The sequence below is a fragment of the Streptomyces sp. NPDC047042 genome, from assembly GCF_040644035.1.
GTDB lineage: Bacteria > Actinomycetota > Actinomycetes > Streptomycetales > Streptomycetaceae > Streptomyces.
Map to the genome: position 1 here is coordinate 53,477 of NZ_JBEYVP010000009.1, position 23,731 is coordinate 77,207.

The following is a 23,731-nucleotide window of genomic DNA, read 5'->3' on the forward strand; positions in this document are numbered from 1 at the left end:
GACAGCCATGGCAACAGGTGACGCTCTTTCCACCCACGTCTTCGGCGTGCAGCTCGGCGGCTATCTCGTGGAGTCGATCCAGGAGATCAGCGGTCTGACCGTCGAGGAGGAGGTCGTCGAGGTCCGCCAGGTCAGCGCGGAGGGCAAGCAGATCATCCGCAAGCAGCCGGGCGCCCGGCAGGCCGGCGAGATCACGATCACCCGGGGACTCGACCAGAGCAGCGAGTTCACCTCGTGGATCAAGGAGACCCTGAACAACGGGGCCGTCAACTCCGCCCGGCAGAACCTCACGATCGAGATCAAGGACACCGAGGGCAACACCGTCCGCCGGATCCAGCTCATGCAGGGCTGGGCCTCCAAGTGGGAGGGCCCCTCCCTCAAGGCCGGCGAGTCGGCCGCGGCGACCGAGTCCGTGACGATCGTGTTCGAGGAGATCATCGTCGAATGAGGCGCCGTACGGTCACGGCGGGCAATCTGGAGGAGATCCTCCAGGCGACGGCGCCCGCCACAGCACAGCCGCCGGAGCAGCAGGCGCCGCCCGCTGCTCCCGCTCCGGCGCGCGCCCAGGACAGCGGCCTGCGCACCGAGTTCGAGTTCGAACTGCCCCGTGGGTACGTCGACGAGGCCGGCACCGTCCACCGGCACGGCGTGATGCGCCTCGCCACCGCCCGCGACGAGCTGCGCCCGCAGATCGACCTGCGGGTGAAGGAGAACCCCGCGTACCTCAGCGTGGTGCTCCTGAGCCAGGTCATCACCCGGCTCGGCACCATCAGCGACGTCCACGCGGGCGTCGTCGAACGGATGTACGCCACCGACGTCGCCTTCCTCCAGGACTTCTACCGCCGCGTCAACAGCGAGGGACACACCCGCGCGGCGGTCACCTGTCCGCACTGCGAGGGCGGCTTCGAGGTCGACCTCTCGGGTGGGCGCCTGGGGGAATCGTGACGTACGCGCTTCCCCGGCTGCGGGAGGAGATCGCGTACGTCGCCTACCACTTCCACTGGCAGCGCGAGGAGATCCTCGATCTGACCCATGAGGAGCGGCGGCAGTGGGTGGCCGAGATCGCCCGTATCAACACCCGGGTGAACGAAGGCGGTTGAGCAGATGGGATGGCGGGACTGGCTGCGGGGCCGGGCCGCCGCGCAGGGGGGTGCTCCTTCGGGTGCCCCGGCTGCCGGGGCGGGGTTCGGCGCGGAGGGTTCCGGCGACGCGGTCTCCGATGGTTCCGCGTCCTCTCTGCCCGCTGACTGGGACGGGGGGTGGCGGCGTACCGCGCCGCCGACGCTCACTGTCTCGCGGGCACCGCTCGGGGTCAGCGACGGGCTGACGTTCCGTTCCGGCCTGGCCGCTTGGCAGAACCCGTCCTTCGGCTCCCGGCTCGGCCACGCGGTGCTGCCTTCGGCTCCGGCGGGTCTGGTACGAGGGGTCGCGCGGCCTTCGGGCCCTCGGCCGGCGCCGGCTGGTGACGGGGGGCCGTTGCTGCTGCGGTCCGTGCGGCGGGATGGGGACGGGGATTCGGAGGCGGAGGGTCCGCAGGAGCGCGGCCTCGCGTCCGGGGGCTCTCGTGCCGTGCCGTCCTCGCCTTCGTCCCCCTCGGCTGTCCAGCGGGCCGTGGCCCCTGACGCGGTCGTGCGGCCCGTCGACTCGCCGGTTCCCGTGGTCCGGCGGGTGGCTGTGCTTCCGGGCGCAGTCGGCCGACCCGCGACCGACGCCGGTCGGCGCACGGCCCCGGTGGCGTCGGAGGGCGGGCGCGCGGAGACCTCGCCCGACAGCAATGTGGGCACATCATCCCGTCCGCCGGTCCGGACCCGCCCGGCAGGGCCTTCGCTGACCGTGGCCCGCCGTCCGGTGGGGCCCGTGCGACGGGTGAGTGCGGTACGCCCGGCCGTCGTCGCGTCCCGCTCGGAATCCGAGGCACCGGCACGTCCCGATGTTCCCGTGCAGCGCGCTGCTTCTCGTGAGGCGAGTCCCCTCGGAGCGCCCCTGGGTGAACTACCGGCTACGGCAATGCCGTTGGCGTCGGGTGATTCTGTGTCCGGGGTGGCGCTCGGGGCCGGGGATGGTCCGGCGTTGCCTGTCGTGCAGCGTCAGCCGGACGGTTCGGACAGTGGTGGTACGAAGGGGACAGGTCCGGCGTTGCCGGGCAACTCCTCGGTGCCACGCGGGGATTCCGGTGCTCGTGCCCGGGGCGGGTTGGGGGCGCCGATGTCGGCGTTGCCCGCGAGCGCCGAGTTGCCGGGGAGCCGTCCTCAGCGGCGTTCGGGGCCTGAGGCGTCGGTCGGGCCGGGTGACTCACCGTTGTTGGGGTCTTCGGCCGGCTCGGTTCAACGCAGTCTCGTGGGGTCCGTCGAGGAGGGGCAAACGGCTGCGGCCGCAGCGCCGTTGGTGGTGCCGTTGCGGACGTCGGCGTCGGCGGGAGCGGGAGCGGGTGCGGAGGAGCCTCGTACCAGGACCGATGGGGCGCCGGTTGTCGCTCGGGAGTCGGGGGAGGATCGCGGTTCTCGCTCAAGGAGTGAGCGGTCCCAGAAGTCAACTGGTGTACAGCGGAGGGTGGTTGACGGGGACGGCCGTCAGGGGGCGCAGGGGTCTGGGGATCCGGGGCCTGTAGTGGTTACTCCGGCGGGGGCCGACTCCGCTCCGCAGGGGAGCCCGGAGCCGGTGGTTGTCGCTCGGGCCTTGACTGAGGGACCAGGAGGCGAGTCGGCGCACGGTTCGCGGCCGGCTCGGGGTGCCACGGGTGACGTGAAGTCTGATGGTGAGAGCGCTGGTTCTGGGCGGCAGGTGCCTCCGGGATCGGCCGGGGCCCGGGATGTCGATGGGGTCGGGTCCGGAGCCGAGCGGTCGCCGTCCACGGGGCCGGTTGTCGTTCCGGCTGCGGGTGGTGCGGTTTCCGGTGGGCCGGGGGCGCCGGGACCGGTGGTCGTGGCCCGGTCCTTGGCCGAGGGCGCGGGGGGTGATTCCGGTGGCGGTTCGAGGCGGTCTCAGGCCTCAACTGGTGCTGCTCGCACCGCTGGTGAAACCGTCGCAAGCGGTGCGCAGTCGTCTCCGGGCGGGTCGACGGGTCCTCGGGATGTCGCTGGGGGCGGGCCGGGGCCCGAGCCGTCACCGTCTCAGGGGCCGGTTGTCGTCCCGGCTGCGGGTGGTGCCGATTCCGGTGGAGTGGGGACGCCTGGGCCGCTGGTCGTGGCCCGGGCGGCGGCTGAGGGTTCCGGTTCGCAGGAGGCCCGTACCCGGGGCGTCACGGAGCCCGGCTCGCGGCCTTCTCCGGGCCAGCCTGCCACCGTACGTCGACGACCCCAGGCGCCGGGCGCACCGACCCCGGTGGTCGTTGCCCGGGCGGTGGACGCCAGTCCCGGTGTCGGCTCCGGTCGACGTCAATCCACGGGCCCCGTAGGCCCGTCGGCCGGCGGCCGGGCCGTCAACCGGGCCATCGCCGATGATGCCCCGACCCGCTCACCCCGCGCTCTCCCCCTGCTCCCCGCCCGCCCCCTGACCCTCAGCACCCTTACCGCGCAGGGAATGGCACCGTCCGCTGCCCCGGCGTCGAGCCGCCGACCGGTGGTGGCGGCACGCTGGCCCGCCGATCAGGGGTCTCGCTCGCAGGGCACACCGACGCCACCGCCCGCACGACCGGAACCGGGCCCCTCGGCGTCGTACGTCCAACGAGCCACGCACCCACACCCCGGCGCGCCAACTCCCGCCGCCCCCAGTCCAGTTCAGCGCGTCCTGCTGGTCCAGCCCGCTCCTCCCCGCCAGGAGACACCCCCGAGAATCGTTCCCGCGCGGCCCCTGCCCGCGGCCGTGCCGCAGGTGGAGCAGGCGCCGGTCGCCCCGGCGCCCGTGCCGGCCGTACCCGTGGTGGCGCGGCCCGTGACCGGCAGGACGCCGGTTCAGCGTGACACCGTGACGCCACGGGCCACGCCGTCCGGGGCCGACGTACAGCGGAAGCCGGAGGTGAAGGCGGCCACGGCGTCCGAGAGCGGCAAGGACGGCACTCCGCCGGACCCGGATCTGGACGATCTGGCGCGGCGGCTGCTCGACCCGGTGTCCCGGCTGCTGCGGACCGAGCTGCGGCGCGGCCGGGACCGTACGGGTCGCCCCTACGACGGCCGCCGCTGAGCCACGGGACAGAACGGATGACGGGAAAGACGGACGGATGACAGACCGATGACCGACAGCATTTTCGCGACGAGCGTGTACTTCCGGCTCGCGATCGGCGGCAACGACCTGGGCGCGTTCCACACCTGCTCGGGGATGGGCGCCGAGGTCGAGATGGAGACGTACGCCGAGGGCGGCAACAACGACTTCACCTGGCAGTTGCCGGGCCGGGTGACCTGGTCGAACATCACGCTGACCCGGCCGGTCACCGCCGACACGGCGAAGATCGCCCGCTGGCTGGACGAGACGCTGCGGCGGGTGGAGCCGAAGGACGGCGAGATCGTGGCGCTGCGGCCCGACCTGAGCCAGATCATCAGCTGGCAGGTCTTCGGGATCGTGCCGGTGCGCTGGCAGGGCCCGTCGTTCGACCCGGCGGATTCGTCGGCGGCGGTGGAGACGCTGGAGATCGCCCACCAGGGGCTGCGCCCCTCCTGAACCGACAGTCGCAGCACAGACCCACAAACGACCGAACGCAAGGAAAGGAGGTCCCGGCATGTCACCGGCCCGCTCCAGCCGCGTCAGGGCCCAGTTGACGCTGAAAGAACCGCCGCCGTCCGTCGGCGCGAAGCCCGGTGGGACGATCGCGCGCCTCGACCTCCAGTTCAACCCCTCGACCCTGCAACTGAGCAAGTCCACCGAGTGGCGGCGCACCCCGTCCAGGATGGCCGGCCAGTCCGCGCTGCCCGAGTTCGTCGGCAGCGGCCCGCGCACACTCAGCCTCGAGGTGTTCCTGGACGCCACCGCCACCCACGACAACTCCGTGGAGCAGGCGGTGGAGAAGCTGATGAAGGCCTGCGTGCCCACCCCGACCAGCCTGGGCCGGAAGAAGCCCGCGAGCCCGTGGGTGCGGTTCGAGTGGGGAACGGCACGGACGACGTCGTTCGACGGGGTGCTGTCGAGCCTGTCGGTGTCGTACACGCTGTTCGACGTGGACGGCAGGCCCCTGCGGGCCACCTGCTCGCTCACGATCGAGGAGGCGACCGTCGACCCGGCGGGCCAGAACCCGACGTCCGGGGCGCGTACCGCCCGCAGCACGCACACCGTGGTCGCGGGCGACAGCCTCGCCATGCTGGCCTGGCGGGAGTACGGCGACGCGACGGCCTGGCGGGCCATCGCGGAGGCGAACGGGATCGACGACCCGATGGCCCTCGTACCCGGCACCGAACTGGTGGTGCCGGGGCTGCGGGACTCGGGGGCGGAGGAGGAACAGTGGTGAGGGCGACAGGGGAAGGGTCTTCTTCGGGCTCCGGGGGGCGTCGTGGCTGAGCGCAGTGGGCGGGCCTTCGCCGCCGACCCCGTCATCGAGACGCCAGGCGAACTGCCGCCCATCTGGGCCGCGCAGGTGGTGAGTTGCGTGGTCGACGAGAACGTGGGTCTGCCGGACGCGGCCGTCATCACCTTCCGCGACCCCGACCACGAGTTCCTCGCGGCGACCGGCATCACCATCGGCACCCCCCTGCGGGTGTCGGTCGTGACCGTCTCCGGGCAGGCCCGTGAGCGGCTGTTCAACGGCGAGGTGACGGCCCTGGAGATCGACCGGGACCGTACCGGCTCCTTCACGGTCGTCCGCGCCTATTCCAAGGCGCACCGCCTCCAGCGGGGCCGCAAGGTCGTGGCGTACCGGAACATGACGGCGTCGGCGATCGTCCGCAAGGTCGCCGCCGGTGCCGGGCTGCCCTGCGGCACGGTCGACGCCGCGCCGATCACCTACAAGCAGCTCTCCCAGGCGAACGTCTCCGACTGGGACTTCCTCCAGTTCCTGGCCGGTGAGAGCGGCGCCCAAGTCCGCGTGGACGACAAGGGGTTGCTCCAGTTCACCAAGCCGAAGAAGGCGTCCGGCGCACCGGCCCCGACCACGTCGGCCGTCCGTGACCCGATGGTCCTGGAGTACGGCCGCAACCTGCTCTCTCTGCGCGCCGCGCTGTCGGCCGCCGACGGCGCCTCCCAGGTGGAGGTGCGGGGCTGGGACGTCACCAACAAGAAACCCCTGGTGTCCCCGAAGCCGTCGGTCGTCAGCGACACCGTACTGCCGGGCCTGGCACCGCAGTTGGCCGCGAGGTTCGGCAAGTCGAAGCTGACGGTCACCGACACCCCGTACCGAACCGCCGCCGAGACGAAGGCAGTTGCCGACGCCGTCGCCGACCACGTGAGCGCCGGTTTCGCCGAGCTGGAGGTCCTCGCCGAGGGCAACCCCCTGCTGCGGGCGGGCAAGCCGGTCGCGCTCGGCAACGTGGGCAAGGCGTTCTCCGGGAAGTACACGGCCACCGCCGTCCAGCACGTCCTCGAACCGCACGGCGGCTACCGTACGACGGTCTGGGTCAGCGCCAGCCCCGACCGCTCCCTCACCGGTCTGGTCACCGGCGCCAACGCGCCCTCGCGCGGCCCGCGCATGCCCGGCCTCGCCATCGGGGTCGTCACCGACGTGCGCGATCCGGCGGGCGGCCAGCGAGGCGCCGTCAAGCTCAAGTTCCCCTGGCTGGACGACACTTACGTCACCGACTGGGTACGGACCGTGCAGTGGGGCGGCAAGGGCGGCGGCGGGGTGGTGAGCCCCGAGGTCAACGACGAAGTGCTCGTCGGCTTCGAACAGGGGCTGCTGGACAGCCCGTACGTCATCGGGGGCCTCTACAACGGCGTGGACCAGCCCTCCCCGCACGACGTACCGCTCGTGGACGGGACGACCGGGAAGGTCAACCGGCGTTCAGTGGTGTCCCGTTCGGGACATCGGGTCGAACTGCTCGACGCGCGGGCACCGGGCCCGTCCGGGCTCAGGCTGCGCACCGCCGACGAGCGGCTCGAGGTCTTCCTCGACGACCGCCGCGACCGGATCGAGCTGACCGTCTACGCGCGCGGGAAACGGCAGTTGACGTCCGTCGTCCTCGACACGAAGGGCATCACCCTCGACGCGGGGCGCGGGGACGTGAGCGTGTCCGGGCGCAACGTGGACATCCAGGGGCGGGTCGACGTGAAGATCGGCGGGCGGAACGTGGGCGTGGACGGACAGAACGTGAATGTGAAGGGCAAGGCGAACGTCACCGTCGACGGCGGGCTGCTCGGCGTCCTCAAGGCCAAGCTGATCCGGATCAACTGACCCTGTACAGCGAGTACTTCACGCGTAATCCGCGCGCACGTCGCGTGTGTACCCAAGGAGAGTGACATGCCTGCCGCAGCCCGCACCGGTGACCCCACCAACCACGGCGGAGTGATCGCGACACCGCCGCCCGCTGCCGCGAGGGCCGTGGCGACCGTACTCATCGGCGGCCGGCCGGCCGCTGTCATCGGGAGCGTGCACACCTGCGCGATGCCGCCGCATCTGGCGTTGGGCCCCGCGAACGTGGTCATGCCGAACCCGGCGGGGCTCACTTCGGGCGTCGTGCTCATCGGCGGACTTCCGGCGGCGCGGGCCAGGGACCAGACGGCGTGCGGGGCGATGATCGTCAGTGGCGCACCCAATGTCCTGATCGGAGGCGTGTGATGCCCGATCGTGCTGTTCGCCGGGACGTGCGGAACGGAGACGGGTCGTGAACGAGCGCTTCATAGGCCGGGGTTGGGCCTTCCCCCTGCGCGTCGGCCCGACCGGCGGCATCGCCATGGTCGAGAAGGACCGGGAGCTGGAGGAGGCGATCCGGCTGGTCCTCGGCACCGCGCCCGGTGAACGCCCCATGCGCCCCGAGTTCGGCTGCGGCATCCACGAATACGTCTTCGCTCCCGGCGACGGCGCCACCGCCGGCCGCATAGCCCAGCAGGTCCGCGAGGCCCTGGAACGCTGGGAACCGCGCATCGCCGTCGAGGACGTGGTGGTGGCCTACGACGCCGTCGAGGCCGGGACCCTCTACATCGACGTGCACTACACGGTGCGTTCCACCAACGACCGGCGCAACCTGGTCTTTCCCTTCTACACGATCCCCTCCGAGGAGGGGGCCGAGGAAATGGTCGCCGACTGATGGCCCTGCCCTCCCCGAACCTGGACGACCGGCGTTTCCAGCAACTCGTCGACGAGGCGAAGCGGTACGTCCAGCAGCGCGCGCCCGAGTGGACCGACCACAACGTCTCCGACCCGGGCGTCACCCTGATCGAGACGTTCGCGTATCTCGTGGACCAGTTGCTGTACCGGCTGAACCGGGTCCCGGACAAGAACTACACAGCTTTCCTGGACCTGTTGGACATCCGGCTCTTCCCGCCGACGGCCGCTGCCGCCGAGGTCGACTTCTGGCTCTCGGCCCCGCAGCCCGACACGGTCACCCTGCCCCCGGGCACCGAGGTGACCACGGCACTCGGCGAGACCTTCACCGACGACGATGCCGTGGTCTTCACGACTGCCCACGAACTCCCCATCGTCCCCAGCGAGTTGATCCGTCTGGTCACGGCTCCCCGGACCGGTGAGCAGACCGACCGGACCCGCACCCTCGACGAGGGCGGCGACGTACCCGCCTTCCAGCAGACCCCGGAACCGGGCGACGCCCTGCTGTTCGGCCTCCCGACCGCCGTCCCTCGCTGCATCGTCGCCGTCAACCTGGACAGCCGTGTCGAGGGCATCGGCGTGGACCCGCGCCAGCCTCCGCTGGTCTGGGAGGCCTGGGACGGGGCGCGCTGGCAGGAGTGCGAGACCGGTTCCGACACCACGGGCGGCCTCAACCGCCCCGGTGAGGTGGTCCTCCACGTCCCCGCAGGCCACACGGCCTCGGTCATCGGCGGGACACGGGCGGGCTGGCTGCGGTGCCGGGTCACGGAGCCCGAGCCCGGGCAGCCGTTCTACTCCGAGTCGCCGACCGTCCGCGAGGCACAGGTGTTCACCGTCGGCGGCACAATGACGGTCGAGCACGCGGAGACGGTTCTCGATGTGCCGCTCGGCACCTCGGAGGGGGTCGCGGGACAGTCGTTCCGGCTCCCTCGACCGCCCGTACTTCTCGACGGCGACCCGCCCGACGTGGAGGTGTCCTCGGCCGACGGCTGGCAACGCTGGGACGTGGTCGACCACTTCGGCCGCTCCGGCCCCGACGACCGGCACGTCCGCGTCGACGCCACCACCGGCGAGTTCACGTTTCCCCCCGCGCTCCGCGAACCGGACGGGACCCTGCGCCAGTGCGGCGCGGTACCGCCCAAGGGCGCGCAGATCCGGGTGGCGCGCTACCGCACGGGCGGTGGCCCGGCGGGGAACGTCGCCCGGGGCGCGATCTCCGTACTGCGCAGCTCCGTTCCGTACGTCGCACGCGTCATCAACCGCGAGGCGGCACGCGGAGGGGTGGCGGGGGAGACCATCGACAACGCGAAACTCCGGGCGCCCGAAGTGCTGCGCATGCAGGAACGCGCGGTGACCGCCGAGGACTACGAGATCCTGGCCCGCCAGGCGGCACCCTCGGTACGCCGCGTGCGCTGCCTGCCGGTGGGCGGGGAAGCGGGTGCGGTACGGGTACTGGTCGTGCCCGACGCCGTCGCCGACGAGGGGGACGACCGGCTCCGCTTCGAGCAACTCATCCCGTCCGAACAGGTGTTGACGGCGATCACGACCACACTCGACGAACGACGCCTGATCGGCACCCGGTTGGTGGTGGAGCCGCCGGTGTACCAGGGGGTGACGGTGGTGGCCCGGTTCGCGGCGCCCGCGTCGGACACCGACCGGGTCCGTGAGTCGGCCCTCGACGCCCTGTTCCGGTACCTCAACCCGCTGACCGGCGGCCCCGACGGCACCGGCTGGCCGTTCGGCCGGCCCGTCCAGTACGGCGAGATCTTCGGCGTCCTGCAACAGGCGACGGGCAATGTGCTGGTGGAGGACGTGCGGCTGTTCGCGGCCGACCCGATCACGGGACGCCGTGGGACCCCGACGGACCGGATCGACGTGGGGCCGGGGGCGCTGGTGTTCTCGTACCAGCACCAGGTGGTCGTGACGGCGTCGGAGCCGGGGGCCGGCGGATGACCCGTGCCGCCGTCCCCGGCCTGCCGAGCCGGTACCCGATCGGCGGGCAACTGCCCGCCCTCTACGCCGACGACGACTTCGCACAACGCTTCACCTCGGGCCTCGACACCGTCCTCGCCCCCGTCTTCGCGACCCTCGACAACCTTCCCGCCTACTTCGACCCACGGATCGCCCCCAGCGACTTCGTGGTCTGGCTGGCGTCCTGGGTGGGCGCCGAGGACGATCCCCGCTGGCCGCTCGCCCTGCGCCGGGAGGCGGTCGCCCGCGCGGTCGAACTGCACCGGTGGCGCGGTACGGCACGTGGCCTGGTCGAGGCCCTGCGCCTCACCCTCGGCGTCCACGCGGAGGTCACCGGCGACGGTGGCGCGGCCTGGTCCTCGTCCCCCGGCGCCGACCTCCCGCCCGCCTCGGCGGACGGTCCCCTGGTCCGCGTCCGGCAGGACGGGAACGCGAACGTCGACCCCGCCAGGGTCCACGCGATCGTCCGGGCCATGTGTCCGGTCCACACCAACTGCCGGGTGGAAATCCTCCCCGGCCCGCCCACCGACGAAGGGAGGTGACCCGTGCGCGCGTGTCCCGTGTGCGGGACGTCCAACGGGGCCACGGATGACTTCTGCGGCAACTGCGGGGCGTATTTGGGGTGGTCGGAGAGTACGGGACCGGGGTCGGCGTCGCCGACCCCGGATGCGTTGGGTTCGGGGCCTCAGGGCTCGGGTTCTCCGGGTTCGGATGCGTCGGGGTCGGGTTCTTCCGGTTCCGGGTCTCAAGGTTCGGGTTCGGCGGGTTCGGATGCGCCGGGCTCGGGGTCTCGGGGTTCGGGTTCTCCGGACTCGGATGCGTCGGGGTCGGGTTCTTCCGGTTCGGGTACGGCGGGTTCGGACACGTCGAGTTCGGGGACCCCGGGTTCGGGTACGGCGGGTTCGGATGCGTCGGGTTCGGGGGCCCCGGGTTCGGGTACGGCGGGTTCGGACACGTCGAGTTCGGGGACCCCGGGTTCGGGAGCGGCGGGCTCGGATACGTCGACCTCGCGTTCTTCGGGTTCGGGGGCGGAGACTTCAGGGACTTCGGGGCCGAGCACGTCGGATTCGGACACCCCCGCTGCGAGTGCGCCGCGTTCGGGTGGCCCAGGTTCGAGTGGCTCGCCTTCGAGTACCTCAGCGTCCAGTGGCCCGGCGTCCAGTGCACTTCCCTCCAGTTCCCCGGCCCCCAGTTCCCCGGCCCCCAGTTCCCCGGCCTCCACCTCCCCGGCCTTCAGTTCTCCGGCGTCCAGCGCCCCCGCTTCGAGAACCCCCGCTTCGGGCACCGCTTCACGCATCCCCGCTCCGAATACGACGGAGTCGCGCGCGCCAAATCCGGACGAGCCGTCCCCGGAAGCGACCCCGCAGACGCCGACCCGGACCACACCCCCGGCGCCCGCGACACCACCGTCCCCTGCACCAGCCTCACCGCCGCCGGCGCCGGCGCCGGCCGCAGAGGACCCCACCTCCACATCCACCACTCCGCCCCGCACCTCGTCATTGCGTGCCCGCCTGACGAGCCGTACCCGAGGCGGGTCCACGGAGCGGAGTACGACACCCACCCCCGCCGAACCGACACCCCCCACCACTCCCGCACCTCCTGCCCCCACCGCACAACCCCCACAGGCACCACCCCCCGTGCGCCCCACCCTCAACGCCCCAGGTCCGCGAACCCCCACCTTCACAGCCACCCCCACACCCATCCCCGAACCCGATCCCCCCGCCCCGATCCAGCCCGTACTCCCCGCAAAGGCAGCCGCCCCGCGCCCCACGCTCCGCCCCGTACCGGCCCAGGACGAGGTGACCGGCCCTCCCTGTCCCAACTGCGGCACCCCCAACCCCCCGGGTCGCCGCTTCTGCCGCCGCTGCGCGGCCGAGTTGACGGCGACCGCCCGCCCCGCCGCCCTCCCCTGGTGGCGGACGGTATGGCCCTTCCGCCCCCGCCGCGTACGAGCCAGCTCAGGCCGGGGAACGCGCCTCCTGGTGATCCTGGCCGTCGTGCTCGCCCTGTGCGTCGCGGCGTTCTTCTTCCTCCCCGCAGGCCGCGCCCTCTTCGAGGACACCAGGGACAAACTGGGCAAGGCCACCCCCATCACCCCGGTGGACATCAAGGCGAGCACGGAAACCCGCGACCATCCGGCGGCGAACACGTCGGACGGCGTGAGCAACAGCTACTGGGGGGCGACGTCCCCCGGCGCCTCGATCACCTACACCTTCCGCGCCCCCTTCCGTCTGGTGGACGTCATCATCACCAACGGCGCGGGCGCCACCCCGAAGGAGTACGCCGCTCAGGCCAGAGCCCTGGAAGTGGATCTCGAGACGACAACCGACTCCGGTGAGAAGCAGACCAAGAAGCTGAGCCTCAACGACAAACCGGGCCCGCAGACCTTCGTCACAGCCATCAGCGACGTGAAAACAGTCCGCCTCACCCTCAAATCCCCGATGGGCCTCACCCAGGGCCGTCAACTGGCCGTGGCGGAGGTGGAGTTCTTCAAACGATCCTGAGGGCCGCGGGGCTCTCGCTCACTGCCACCGATAGAACCCCTGACCGGTCTTGCGGCCCAGCTCGCCGCGAGCGACCTTCTCCCGCAGCAGTCGCGGCGGCGCGAACCGCTCGCCGAGCGTGGCGTGCAGGTGCTCGGCGATGGCGAGTCGTACGTCGAGTCCCACGACGTCGGTGAGGCGCAGCGGGCCCATGGGGTGCCGGTAGCCGAGGCGCATGGCCGTGTCGATGGCCTCCGGGTCGGCGACGCCTTCCTCGACCATGCGGATCGCCTCGAGACCGAGGGCGAGGCCGAGGCGGCTGCTGGCGAACCCGGGCGAGTCCTTGACGACGACGTCCTGTTTGCCGAGGGCGTGTGTCCAGCGGACCGCGGCGGCCAGCGTCGCCGCATCGGTGTCGGGCGCCAGGACCAGCTCGACGAGGGTGGACACGGGCACGGGATTGAAGAAGTGCATCCCGAGAAACCGCCCGGGACGCCTCAGCGCCGCCGCGAGTTCGGTGACGGACAGAGCGCTCGTGTTGCTGGCCAGCACACATCCGTCGTGCACGACATCCTCGGCGGCGGCGAGCAACTCGCCCTTGAGAGACGCGTCTTCGAAGACGGCCTCGACGACCAGGTCCGTGTGGCGGGGCAGTTGGGTGACCGAGGAGACGACGGTCACCAGGTCCGGCACCGTGAAATCAGTCCGCCCGGCGAGTGTCCCGCGCTCGGTCGCCTGCCGAAGTCCCTTGGTGATCCGGTCCATTGCCGCTGCAGCCGTGGCTCCGTCGCGCTCCACCACGACCACCCGCGACCCGGCGGCGACGAAGGACTGGGCGATACCCGCGCCCATGCGACCCCCGCCGACGACTCCCACCACGGCGGGTGGTGCTGCTGCCGAGGTCATGCCCGGCCTCCCTTCTTCTCCAGGAAGCGCGTCATGCGCTCCTCCTTGTCCGGGCTCTCGAAGAGCACCGCCTGGGCGAGATCGTCGGCCAGCGGATGCGCCCCGTCGGCGTCGGTGACCAGCTTCGTGAGCCGCAGCGCGAGCATCGAGGAGCGGGCCATCCGGTCGAGCAGCGCGTGCGCCTCCTCGACCAGCCGGTCCGCCGGTACGACGTCCATGACCAGCCCGCAGGCGAGTGCGGCGGGGGCGTCGAGGACGCGTCCGGCGAGCAGGACCTGCTTGGCCACCGACTCACCCACCAGCTCGCGCAGCCGCCAGCACGCACCGGCGGCGGCGAGGATGCCGAGGCCCGGTTCGGGATTGCCGAAGACCGCGTCCGTCCCGGCGATCCTGAGGTCGCAGGCGTAGGCCAGCTCGGCGCCGCCGCCCAGCGCCCACCCGGGCACGGCGGCCACGGTGGGCAGCGGCAGCCCGCGTACCCGCTCGAACAGGCGGCTGTTGATCCCCGCCAGCGCCTCGTCCCGCCCGCGCCGCCGAAGTTCACCGATGTCGGCCCCGCCGGCGAAGACCCCGCCGTGCCCGGTGAGCAGCAGAAGCCTCGGGGTTCGCTCCAACTCCTCGCACACCCGGTGCAGTTCGGCGACCATCCGGCCGTTGATGGCGTTGCGTGCGGCCGGTCTGCGCAGGGTGACAACCATCCGGTCGCCACGCTCCTCGACCGTCAGCGTCTCGTACGACGTCGTCTCGTACGACGCGTTCCCGCGCGGGCTCACACCCGCTCCACGAGCATCGCCACGCCCTGTCCGACCCCGACGCACAGGGCCGCGAGACCCCGTCGGCCGCCCTCCCGCTCCAATCGGCCCAGCAGGGTGAGGACGATACGCGCGCCGGAGCAGCCCAGCGGGTGACCGAGGGCGATGCCTCCGCCGTCGGCGTTGACGCGCTCGGGGTCGAGTCCCAGTCGTCGTACGACCGCCAGAGCCTGGGCGGCGAAGGCCTCGTTGAGCTCGATCGCGTCGAGGTCCTCGGCGCTCCAGCGCGCACGTTCCAGGGCCGTGGTGGTGGCCGGCACCGGACCGAGCCCCATCAGGTGGGGCTCGACCCCGGCCGAGGCGGCGGTGACGACCCGGGCACGGGGAGTCAGTCCGTAGCGCACCACCGCCCGTCCGCTCGCCACCACGAGGGCGGCGCCCCCGTCGGACAGCGGTGAGGAGTTGCCCGCGGTGACGATGCCGCCCTGACGGAAGACGGTACGCAGGCCGCTCAGCTGCTCCAACGTGGTCGTCGGGCGCGGCCCCTCGTCCTCGGTCACCTCACCGCCCGCGACCGGCACGGGGACGATCTCCGCCGTGAAGCGGCCCGCCGTCCGCGCGGCCACCGCCCGGCGGTGGCTGCGCAGGGCGAAGGCGTCCGAGTCCAGACGGCTGATGCCGTCCAGGGCGGCGAGGTTCTCCGCGGTCTCGCCCATCGACACGGTCGTCGTCGCGGGCAGCCGCGGGTTGGTGAAGCGCCAGCCGAGCGAGGTGTCGTGGACGTCGCCGGGCCGCGCCCAGGGTGTGCCCGGCTTGGCCATCACCCACGGCGCACGGGTCATCGACTCGACCCCGCCCGCCACGACCACGTCGGCCTCGCCCGCACGTATCGAGTGCGCCGCCGACGCGACGGCCGTGAGCCCCGAGGCGCACAGCCGGTTGACGGTGTACCCGGGCACGGTGTGCGGAAGTCCGGCCAGCACTACGGCCATTCGCGCGACGTCACGGTTGTCCTCCCCGGCCTGGTTGGCGGCACCGAGGATCACCTCGTCCACGGCGTCGGCCGGTACACCGGCCCGGCGCACGGCCTCGCCGACGACGAGCGCGGCCAGGTCGTCGGGACGCACGGAGGCCAGCGCGCCGCCGTAACGGCCCTGCGGGGTACGGGCTCCGTCGATCAGGTAGACGTCATCGGACATCGGTGTGCTCCTCGGTTGGGCCGGACGTTCGGTCGGTGGACGGGTGGCGGGCGCCCGGACACGAGCGCGGCGAGACGGGAAGGTCGGAGGGCCGGTCAGACGTCGGTGAGCAGGATCGCCGGGCGTTCCACGCAGTCGGCCACGAAGCGCAGGAACCCGCCGGCCGTACCGCCGTCGCAGACCCGGTGGTCGAAACTGAGGGAGAGCTGAGTGACCTTGCGGACGGTGAGCGCGCCGTCGACGACCCAGGGTTTGTCGACGACACGGCCCATGCCGAGGATCGCCGCCTCCGGGTGGTTGATGATGGGCGTGGATCCGTCGACGCCGAACACCCCGTAGTTGTTGAGGGTGAAGGTGCCCCCGGTCAGCAGGGCCGGCGGCAGGCTGCCGGTACGGGCCAGTTCGGTCAACCGGGCGAGTTCCGCAGCCAGTTGGGCGGTCGTGAGCCGGTGGGCGTCGCGCACGACGGGGACGACGAGCCCTCGGTCGGTCTGGGCGGCGAAGCCCATGTGCACCTCGTCGAGGCGCACGATCTCCCGACGTTCGGTGTCGACGGTCGAGTTGAGCTCGGGGTAGCGACGCAGACCGGCCACGCAGATGCGGGCGAGCAGCGCCAACAACCCGATACGGCGGCCGGGTTGGGCGGCTTCCAGCGCCCGCTTGGCCTCGAGCAGACCGGTCGCGTCGACGTCGACCCAGGTGGTGGCGTCGGGGATCTCGGTCCGGCTGCGCGCCAACTTGTCCGCGACGGCCTTGCGTACGCCGCGCAGGGGGATACGGACCCCGTCACCGGCGGGAGGCGCTGACGCGGGTCGCGTCGGTGCTGGTGCCGATGCCGATGCCGATGCCTGTCGGGCGGCGGCCTGTTCCACGTCCCGTCGCAGGACCACCCCGGCCGGGCCCGAAGGCGTCAGCGCGGCGAGGTCGATCCCGTGCTCGCGGGCCACCCGCCGGACGAGAGGCGAGATGACACGGGGAGCATGCGCCTCCGGCGCCGGCGCGGGCGTCTCCGGTGCGGCGGCGGCCGTACGTCGGCGGCGACGGCGCGGCGCGGGTCCGTGCCCGGTGCCGTAGCCGATCAGGACGTTGCCCGAACCTGCCTGTTCCTCCTCGCGGTACCGCTCGGCGGCGGCGCCGACGCTGATGCCGGCCTCGACGACGGCCGGCTCCGGTACCGCCGGTGCGCTCGCGCCCACCGTGATCAGCGGCTCGCCCACCCCCAGCGGCGTACCCGCCTCCGCGTGCAGCCGCAACACCGTGCCCGCGTACGGCACCGGCACCTCCACCGCCGCCTTGGCGGTCTCCACCTCGACCACGATCTGGTCGATCGTCACGGTGTCGCCGACGGCGACCTTCCACTCGACGATCTCCGCGTCGGTCAGGCCCTCACCGAGATCGGGCAGCCGGAACACCTGCTCGTTCAGCGTCGCGGTGGTCATGCGACCGCTCCCTTCACCAGGTGCCGGGTGTCGGGCTCGTCGGCGAACTGCAGACGGTCGACGGCGTCGAGGATCCGGTCGACGCCGGGCAGATGCGCGTGCTCCAGCTTCGGCGGCGGATACGGGATGTCGAAGCCGGCCACCCGCAGGACGGGAGCGGCGAGCGAGTGGAAGCAGCGCTCCTGCACCCGCGCGGCGATCTCCGCGCCGACCCCGGCGAAGCCCTGCGCCTCCTGCACGACCACACAGCGCCCGGTCCTGCGCACCGACTCCGTGACCGTCTCGTCGTCGAAGGGCACCAGGGTCCGCAGGTCCACGACCTCCAGTTCGATCCCGTCCTCGGCGGCGGCCTCGGCCGCGGCCAGGGCCACCGGCACCGAGGGGCCGTACGCGACGACGGTGACATCACGCCCCGGGCGCCGGATCGCCGCGCGCCCGAACGGCAGCGCCCCGCGCGTGGTCAGATCGGTCTCCTCGCGTGACCAGTACAGCTTCTTCGGCTCGAGGAAGACCACCGGGTCGGGGTCGGCGACCGCGTCCCGCAGCAGCCAGTACGCGTCCTCGGCCGTGGCCGGGGTGACGACCTTGAGGCCGGGGGTGTGCGCGTAGTAGGCCTCGCTGGAGTCGCAGTGGTGCTCGACCCCGCCGATCCCGCCCGCGTAGGGGATGCGGATCACCATCGGCAGACCGACCCGGCCGCGGGTGCGGTTGCGGGTCTTCGCGACGTGCGAGGCGATCTGCTCGAACGCCGGATAGGCGAACGCGTCGAACTGCATCTCCACCACGGGCCGGAAGCCGCCCATCGCCATGCCGACCGCGAGGCCGACGATTCCTGCCTCCGCGAGCGGGGTGTCGAAGCAGCGCTGCTCACCGAAGTCGCGGGTCAGCCCGTCGGTGATACGGAAGACCCCGCCGAGCGGGCCGACGTCCTCACCGAAGACGAGGACTCGTTCGTCCTCGCGCAGCGCGTCCCGCAGGGCGGTGTTGAGCGCCTGCGCCATCGTGACCTTGGCCATCGTCGTCAGTCCTCCTGGGCCTGGGTGGTGTCGGCGAGCTCGGCCGCCAACTGGGCACGCTGCTCGCGCAGTTGAGGGGTCGGCTCGGCATAGACGTGCTCGAACAGCTCCAGCGGGTCGAGTGCCGAGTCCGCGTTCAGACCGGCGCGCACCCGCGCCGCCAGCTCCTCGGCCTCCTCCCGTACGGCCGCCACGACCTCGTCGGTGAGCGCGCCGCGCGAGCGCAGACAGCTCTCCAGCCGCTCGACCGGGTCGGCGGCCCGCCACCGCTCGACCTCGTCGTCCTCCCGGTAGCGGGTGGCGTCGTCGGCGTTGGTGTGGGCGTCGATGCGGTAGGTGTGCGCCTCGACGAGAACGGGACCGTGCCCTCCGCGGGCGTGTTCGACCGCCGAGGTCAGCACCGCGAGCACCGCGACGAGGTCGTTGCCGTCGACCTGCTCGGAGCGCATCCCGTAGCCGATGCCCTTGTACGCGAGGGAGGGCGCCGCGGTCTGCCGGGCCAGCGGTACGGAGATCGCGTACTTGTTGTTCTGGACGAAGAAGACGACCGGCGCGCGGAGGACGGCCGCGAAGTTCAGCGCCTCGTGGAAGTCGCCCTCGCTGGTCGCGCCGTCCCCGACCAGCGCCATGGCCACCCCGTCCTCGCCCTTGCGGCGCAGGGCCTCGGCCATACCGGTCGCGTGCAGCACCTGGGTGGCCAGCGGCGTGCACTGGGGCGCGGTACGGGTCGCGGCGGGGTCGTAGCCGCAGTGCCAGTCGCCGCGCAGCAGCGTCAGCACCTCGACCGGGTCGATGCCCCGGGTCACCAGGGCCACGGAGTCGCGGTACGTCGGGAACAGCCAGTCGTCGGGGCGCAGGGCGAGCGCGGCGGCGATCTGGCAGGCCTCCTGGCCGCGGCTGGACGGGTAGACGGCGAGGCGGCCCTGCTTGGTGAGGGCGGTCGCCTGGGTGTCGAACCGGCGGCCCAGGACCATCCGCCGCCAGGCCTCGAGCAGGGCCTCGACGGAAGGCGCTGTGTGATCGGCGGGCGGCCGGGCGAGCGGTGTGCCGTCCTCGGCCACGAAACGCACCGGCGTCAGCGACGGCAGGAGGCCCTGGACCGTCTGGCGGAGGCTCTTCACGGACATGGAGGGCACTCGCTTTCTTCTGGACACTTGACAGGAGAATGGTGGCTATAGCGGAATATCTGTTCAATAGCTCGGCCGAACCGGCGATGAACTGCCGAATCAAAGCGCCTGGGAGGGCAAAGTGTCCGAGGAAACCACGCTGCCGGGGGCAGTGGCCGGACGAACTGCCGTCCCGCTCGACGACATCGACCGCGAGATCCTGAGCCGGCTCCTCCAGGAAGGCCGGATCTCGGTCCGCGCCCTCGCCGAACAGGTGCACATCTCCCGGGCCAACGCCTACACCCGCATCGGCCGGCTGGTGGCCGAGGAGGTCATCACGGGCTTCACCGCGCAGCTCAACGCCCAGCGGGCGGGCCTGGGCACGAGCGCGTACGTCACGATGAGCATCGAGCAGAACGCCTGGCGCGACATCTCACGCGGGCTGCGCGAGATCCCCTACGTGGAGCACATCTCCCTCGTCACCGGCGACTTCGACGTCCTGGTACTCGTCCGCGCCCCCGACAACCTCGTACTCCGCCAGGTCGTCCTGGAGAAGGTCCAGGCGATCCCCGGGGTGCGCTCCACCCGGACCTGGCTCGTCTTCGACGAGGTGCGGGGGCGCGGCGCCGTCTGGACGGAGTGACAACCGGCGCGGTCATACGTCGACCAGGTCGGCGGCGACCTCGAGCCGGGCCGGTGCCGGTGCGGGTGCCGGGACGGGGGGCACCGGCGTCGCGTGGCGCCGGGAGCGCACCACACGGAACCGTCCGGTGACGAAGTGGGCGCCGGAGCCCGGCAGTTCGGCGAGGGCCGAGGACGGGTCGGCGGGCAGGTCGTCGAGGTTCTCCACCAGATGCACCCCCGCGTCCAGCGCCGCCGTCTCGGCCGCCGCCAGCACCAGCGGGTCGGTGGAGTGCACGGAGGCGTACAGCGCGCCGTGCCGCCCCACGGTTCGGCGCAGCAGCGCGAGGCTGTGCGAGGTCGAGTCGGTGCCCACCAGGAAGGAGACGAGCCCGGGCCACTCGTGCGTGTACACGCGTTCGTCGCAGGCGCGCAGCCGCACCAGCAGCGGGCTGCGCAGGTCGGCGTACGGGAGGCCGGGACGGTCCACCGGGCCGGAGGCGTGCAGAACAGGTCCGTACCGCGCGGCGTCCGTGAGGGCGTCGCGTACCTCGTCGGCGCTGATCGCGCCCAACTCCCTTGCCGCGCGGGCGGGATGTGCGAGCAGCCGGTCCACGGCGTCGCCGAGGTCGGCCCCGAGGTCCCGCAGCGTCTTGTGCCCCTCGTCGGTGCCGAAGCCCCGCTCCGGGACCAGGATGTTCTGCGGATTGGTGCGCACCGTTCCGCTGCACCGGCACGAGGCGAGGGCGAGACCCCGCACCAGGCCCCGGTAGTCGTCGGTCGAGTCCACGACCACGGTGTTCAGCCCGGTCCGGTTGGCGAACACGGTGGCCTGGTGGGCGTGTTGCTCCAGCCAGTCGGCGAAACGCGCGGGGCCCGTGTAGTCGACGATGCGCATCGCGGGGTCCGTGGCCAGCCGCCGGTGCACCTGCCGTTCGGGTTCGGCCACGGCCAGGGTCACGAGGTCGGGGGAGTGACCGGCCTCCGCCAGCACCTGCCGGGCGACCCGCACGGTGATCGCCAACGGCAGCACGGAGCGCGGGTGCGGAGCCACGACGACCGGGTTGCCGGTCACCAGGCTGGCGAACAACCCCGGATACCCGTTCCAGAGCGGGAAGTCGGGACAGCCGACCAGCAGCGACACCCCCCGGGGCACCAGGCTGCAACTGCCCTCCACTGGCCGCCCTCCCCGTTCGGCGCTCATCCAGCGCAGGTCGGCGGGGACGCGTTCCGACTCGGCGAAGGCCTGGGCCACCACCTCCAGGGCACGGTCCTGGGCGCGTGGCCCGGCGGCGCGCAAGGCGCCCTGGAGGGACTGACCCGTGGTGTGATGCACGGCGAGGGCCAGTTCATGGCTGCGCGTGTTGAGACGGCGCAGGATCTCCACGGCGAGTCCGGCCCGCTGGTACGGTCCGGCGGCCCGCCAGCCGGCCGCCGCCCGCCCGGCTGCCGCGACCAGCTCCGCGGGATCGCAGCGCGGGTAGTCGATGGCCAGAGCGAGACCGTACGGCGACGACTCCGTGCGCACCCGGCCGAGTTCGCCGGGCTGCCCCAGCTCGAAAGGCCGCCCCAGCAGCGAGCGGAACACCTTTCCCGCCGTACGGGCCGACCTCATGCCCGCGTCGGCCGCGTCCCGGCAGGTCGCCTCGGTGAAGGGGCGACGGGACTCACCGGCGGCGATCGCGCGACCGACGCTCAGCAGCAGCTCGCGGTGGCGCTCGTAGGGACCGGCGCGCATGGCCGTCAGCCTCGCCGGCTCGCCGCGAGCGCGAGGAGGGCGTCGTTCTCCTCGGGCAGCCCGATCGTCACCCGGACACCCTCGCCGGGGAACGGGCGGACCAGCACCTTCCCGTCGGCGCAGTGCTCGGCGAAGCCCACGCTGTCCTCACCGAGCGGCAGCCACACGAAGTTGGATCCGGAGTCGGGCACCTCGTGCCCCAGGGCCCGCAACCGCTCGGTGACCCGCTCGCGTTCGGCGACCGTGAGAGCGGCTCGCCGGGCGACCTCCGCGCCCTCGCCGAGGGCGACCACGGCCGCCCGCTGGGCGAGAGCGCTGACACTGAACGGCACCTGCGTCCGGCGCACATGGGCCGCGATCCCGGCCGGCGCGACGCAGTAGCCGACCCGCAGCCCCGCCAGGCCGTACGCCTTCGAGAAGGTCCGCAGCACCACCACGTTCGGCCGGTCGCCGAGGAGGGCGAGCGCGTCGGGGACCAGGGCCGGATCGGCGTACTCCCGGTAGGCCTCGTCGACGACGATCAGCACGTCCCGGGGCACCCGGTCCGCGAAGTCGGTCAGGGCCTGCGCGCCGACCGCCGTGGAGGTCGGGTTGTTGGGGTTGCACACGAAGACCAGCCGGGTCCGGGCGGTGATCGCCGCGGCCATGGCGTCGAGGTCGAGGGCATGCCCGCGCAGGGGCACCCGCACCGCCGTACCCCCCGCCACGGCGGTAAGAATGGGATACGCCTCGAACGAACGCCAGCCGAAGACGACCTCGTCACCGGGCCCGACAACGGTGTGCAGCAACTGCCCGCACACCTCGGAGGAACCGGCGCCCACCGCTATCCGGTCCGGCTCGACTCCGTGGTGCGCCGCCAGGGCCTCGACCAGGGAGGCGGCGTGCAGATCGGGATACCGCGAGACGCCGCCCGCGGCCTCCGCGAGGGTTTCGGTCACCCCCGGCAGCAGCCCGTACGGGGATTCGTTGCTGGCCAGTACGACCGCGCCGGGCAGTTTGCGGCCCGGGACGTAGGCGGGCAGCTGGGACAGGGACGCACGGACACGCACCATGCTGGTCTCGCTTCTGCAGCGCTGGGACCCGAGGCCTGGCGAGGCCCGGCCGTCGGGCACTTGACAGGGCAAATCGTGCGGAGCGGACGACAGGCGCTCAACTGTTTGGGAAATTCGGCTACGAATCGCCGAAATCCGGATACCTGACCGGCAAACCGTCTTCCGGCGCCCCCCGCCAAGCCCTCACCACGAGACGGACGGCACGCCCGAAATGACGGTGACGACAGACCGCCAAGTGCCGCGCGCGGCGCGGCGCGGCGCGGCGCCCATGGCGCGGGTGGCACCTCTAACGCCGGCCCGCACCCTCAGCCCGTCCGGCGTTTGAGGACAAGGCCCGTTCAGGGCCGTAGGGGGGGTCTGGGGGCGCAGCCCCCAGGAACGGGATGGGACGGGTAGGGGCGGCGGGGGCGAAAAACCTACACGAACCGTCCGCCCACGCCGAGAACGTGTCGGTACACCCGTTCGTTGTCGTCGTCGAACACGACGAACACCACGCGGTCGAACCGCCCCGGATGCGCCGAGACCCACTCCACGACGGCACGCAGCGCAACCGGCGCAGCCTGCTCAACGGGATACCCGAAGACGCCCGTGCTGACGGCACAGAAGGCGAGGGTACGAATGCCCTCCACCTGCGCCGCCAGATCCATGCACGCCCGATACGAGGAGGCGAGACCCCGCGCGTCACGCGCACGTGGCTGCCCCTCGACGACAGGGCCGACGGTATGCAGGACGTACCGCGCCGGCAGATGATAGCCCCGGGTGATCTTGGCCGCACCGGTCGGTTCCGCACCACCCTGCGCTGTGACAATCGTGTCGCAGTCGTCGCGCAGACGAGGCCCGGCGGCGCTGTGAATGGCGTTGTCGATGCAGGGATGCATCGGCCGGAAGCAGCCGAGCAGTTGGCTGTTGGCGGCGTTGACCACAGCATCGACGGCCAGCGTGGTGATGTCACCCCGCCACAGCACGGCCTCGGCCGCGGCCTGGAAGGTCGTGCCGGGAAACTCCTCCTCGACCGTGGGCAGTCGAAGCGCCGAGAAGACGGGCCGCAGCTGCCGCTCCGCACCGAGGAGCGCGTCCAGTTCCCGGTCCGCTCCTTCCGGCAGGGGACCAGGATCGCGGACGGTCAGCAGCGCGCGCAGCACCCTGCGGGCCACGGCCGCACCGGCATCGGAGCCGGCGTCGGCATCGGCATTGGCATCGGGATCGGCATCGGCCAGGCTCCTCAGCGCCTCGGAGTCCAACCCGAGCCGGGCCACGGCCGGATCGGTGCTGAGCAGGCGCAGCGCAGAGCGCACATGCGCGTCCACCCGTGCGGCAGAGGCAGGGGCC

At 72.3% G+C, this 23,731-nt stretch carries 23 protein-coding genes; 13 read left to right on the top strand and 10 right to left on the bottom strand.

Translation table 11 applies throughout. The features are described 5' to 3' along the window. Positions 1–7: 7 nt before the first annotated feature. The 11 genes from ABZ855_RS12165 (at position 8) to ABZ855_RS12215 (ending at position 10,632) form a co-directional block, all read left to right on the top strand. Complete coding sequence (locus ABZ855_RS12165) at positions 8–448, top strand: phage tail protein (RefSeq protein WP_010353296.1); 441 nt, start codon at positions 8–10, stop codon at positions 446–448. Next, positions 445–945, top strand: coding sequence for a hypothetical protein (locus ABZ855_RS12170; protein ID WP_360805039.1), 501 nt, complete (start codon positions 445–447; stop codon positions 943–945). The genes ABZ855_RS12165 and ABZ855_RS12170 overlap by 4 nt, the downstream gene beginning before the upstream one ends. Next, positions 942–1,100 (top strand): DUF6760 family protein, encoded by a 159-nt coding sequence (locus ABZ855_RS12175; protein WP_319203576.1) that lies wholly within the window; start codon positions 942–944, stop codon positions 1,098–1,100. Before ABZ855_RS12170 ends, ABZ855_RS12175 begins: the two co-directional genes overlap by 4 nt. A gap of 2,803 nt (positions 1,101–3,903) precedes the next feature. Further along, positions 3,904–4,119 carry a hypothetical protein gene (locus ABZ855_RS12180; RefSeq protein WP_360805043.1) on the top strand — a complete coding sequence of 72 codons (216 nt, stop codon included), beginning with the start codon at positions 3,904–3,906 and terminating at the stop codon, positions 4,117–4,119. Between the two features lie 48 nt (positions 4,120–4,167). Next, the gene (locus ABZ855_RS12185; protein WP_319203572.1) at positions 4,168–4,593 is read left to right on the top strand and encodes a phage tail protein; all 426 of its coding nucleotides are present in this window, start codon (positions 4,168–4,170) and stop codon (positions 4,591–4,593) included. Between the two features lie 58 nt (positions 4,594–4,651). Further along, a complete protein-coding gene (locus ABZ855_RS12190; RefSeq protein ID WP_319203569.1) occupies positions 4,652–5,374 on the top strand; it encodes a LysM peptidoglycan-binding domain-containing protein in 723 nt (240 codons plus the stop codon). A gap of 42 nt (positions 5,375–5,416) precedes the next feature. Next, on the top strand, positions 5,417–7,249 hold the full coding sequence (locus ABZ855_RS12195; protein WP_360805047.1) for a VgrG-related protein: 1,833 nt from the start codon (positions 5,417–5,419) through the stop codon (positions 7,247–7,249). A 66-nt stretch (positions 7,250–7,315) separates the two neighbouring features. Then, positions 7,316–7,633, top strand: a complete 318-nt coding sequence (locus tag ABZ855_RS12200; RefSeq protein WP_360805050.1) for a PAAR domain-containing protein — start codon at positions 7,316–7,318, stop codon at positions 7,631–7,633. A 46-nt stretch (positions 7,634–7,679) separates the two neighbouring features. Further along, complete coding sequence (locus ABZ855_RS12205; RefSeq protein WP_319203561.1) at positions 7,680–8,102, top strand: GPW/gp25 family protein; 423 nt, start codon at positions 7,680–7,682, stop codon at positions 8,100–8,102. Further along, the gene (locus ABZ855_RS12210; protein WP_360805053.1) at positions 8,102–10,072 is read left to right on the top strand and encodes a putative baseplate assembly protein; all 1,971 of its coding nucleotides are present in this window, start codon (positions 8,102–8,104) and stop codon (positions 10,070–10,072) included. The genes ABZ855_RS12205 and ABZ855_RS12210 overlap by 1 nt, the downstream gene beginning before the upstream one ends. Then, positions 10,069–10,632 carry a phage tail protein gene (locus tag ABZ855_RS12215; protein WP_360805056.1) on the top strand — a complete coding sequence of 188 codons (564 nt, stop codon included), beginning with the start codon at positions 10,069–10,071 and terminating at the stop codon, positions 10,630–10,632. The genes ABZ855_RS12210 and ABZ855_RS12215 overlap by 4 nt, the downstream gene beginning before the upstream one ends. A gap of 203 nt (positions 10,633–10,835) precedes the next feature. Here the strand turns inward: ABZ855_RS12215 and ABZ855_RS12220 are convergent, their stop codons facing one another. After that, positions 10,836–11,387, bottom strand: coding sequence for a hypothetical protein (locus ABZ855_RS12220; RefSeq protein WP_360805059.1), 552 nt, complete (start codon positions 11,385–11,387; stop codon positions 10,836–10,838). A gap of 502 nt (positions 11,388–11,889) precedes the next feature. Here ABZ855_RS12220 and ABZ855_RS12225 point away from each other — a divergent pair. Then, positions 11,890–12,594 (top strand): zinc-ribbon domain-containing protein, encoded by a 705-nt coding sequence (locus ABZ855_RS12225; protein ID WP_360805062.1) that lies wholly within the window; start codon positions 11,890–11,892, stop codon positions 12,592–12,594. A gap of 18 nt (positions 12,595–12,612) precedes the next feature. Here the strand turns inward: ABZ855_RS12225 and ABZ855_RS12230 are convergent, their stop codons facing one another. From ABZ855_RS12230 to pdhA, 6 genes are all read right to left on the bottom strand, one after another. Then, positions 12,613–13,479: a 3-hydroxyacyl-CoA dehydrogenase family protein gene (locus ABZ855_RS12230; RefSeq protein ID WP_360805065.1), complete on the bottom strand. Its 867-nt coding sequence runs from the start codon at positions 13,477–13,479 to the stop codon at positions 12,613–12,615. Further along, positions 13,476–14,177, bottom strand: coding sequence for an enoyl-CoA hydratase/isomerase family protein (locus ABZ855_RS12235; RefSeq protein ID WP_360805546.1), 702 nt, complete (start codon positions 14,175–14,177; stop codon positions 13,476–13,478). Before ABZ855_RS12235 ends, ABZ855_RS12230 begins: the two co-directional genes overlap by 4 nt. Positions 14,178–14,248: 71 nt before the next feature. Beyond that, on the bottom strand, positions 14,249–15,430 hold the full coding sequence (locus ABZ855_RS12240; protein ID WP_360805068.1) for an acetyl-CoA C-acyltransferase: 1,182 nt from the start codon (positions 15,428–15,430) through the stop codon (positions 14,249–14,251). 95 nt (positions 15,431–15,525) lie between these two features. Then, positions 15,526–16,869 carry a dihydrolipoamide acetyltransferase family protein gene (locus tag ABZ855_RS12245; RefSeq protein ID WP_360805071.1) on the bottom strand — a complete coding sequence of 448 codons (1,344 nt, stop codon included), beginning with the start codon at positions 16,867–16,869 and terminating at the stop codon, positions 15,526–15,528. Next, positions 16,866–17,885, bottom strand: coding sequence for an alpha-ketoacid dehydrogenase subunit beta (locus ABZ855_RS12250; protein ID WP_360805074.1), 1,020 nt, complete (start codon positions 17,883–17,885; stop codon positions 16,866–16,868). The genes ABZ855_RS12245 and ABZ855_RS12250 overlap by 4 nt, the downstream gene beginning before the upstream one ends. Positions 17,886–17,890: 5 nt before the next feature. Then, the gene (pdhA, locus tag ABZ855_RS12255; RefSeq protein WP_360805077.1) at positions 17,891–19,012 is read right to left on the bottom strand and encodes a pyruvate dehydrogenase (acetyl-transferring) E1 component subunit alpha; all 1,122 of its coding nucleotides are present in this window, start codon (positions 19,010–19,012) and stop codon (positions 17,891–17,893) included. A gap of 121 nt (positions 19,013–19,133) precedes the next feature. Here pdhA and ABZ855_RS12260 point away from each other — a divergent pair, with 121 nt between their 5' ends. Then, positions 19,134–19,634, top strand: a complete 501-nt coding sequence (locus ABZ855_RS12260) for an Lrp/AsnC family transcriptional regulator (RefSeq protein ID WP_360805080.1) — start codon at positions 19,134–19,136, stop codon at positions 19,632–19,634. Positions 19,635–19,646: 12 nt separating this feature from the next. On the opposite strand, the gene ABZ855_RS12265 is transcribed toward ABZ855_RS12260, so the two are convergent. The 3 genes from ABZ855_RS12265 to ABZ855_RS12275 form a co-directional block, all read right to left on the bottom strand. Then, complete coding sequence (locus ABZ855_RS12265; protein ID WP_360805083.1) at positions 19,647–21,350, bottom strand: aldehyde dehydrogenase family protein; 1,704 nt, start codon at positions 21,348–21,350, stop codon at positions 19,647–19,649. 5 nt (positions 21,351–21,355) lie between these two features. Further along, positions 21,356–22,402, bottom strand: coding sequence for a histidinol-phosphate transaminase (gene hisC, locus ABZ855_RS12270; RefSeq protein ID WP_360805086.1), 1,047 nt, complete (start codon positions 22,400–22,402; stop codon positions 21,356–21,358). A 416-nt stretch (positions 22,403–22,818) separates the two neighbouring features. Beyond that, on the bottom strand, positions 22,819–23,709 hold the full coding sequence (locus ABZ855_RS12275) for a macro domain-containing protein (protein WP_360805089.1): 891 nt from the start codon (positions 23,707–23,709) through the stop codon (positions 22,819–22,821). Positions 23,710–23,731: the final 22 nt, after the last annotated feature.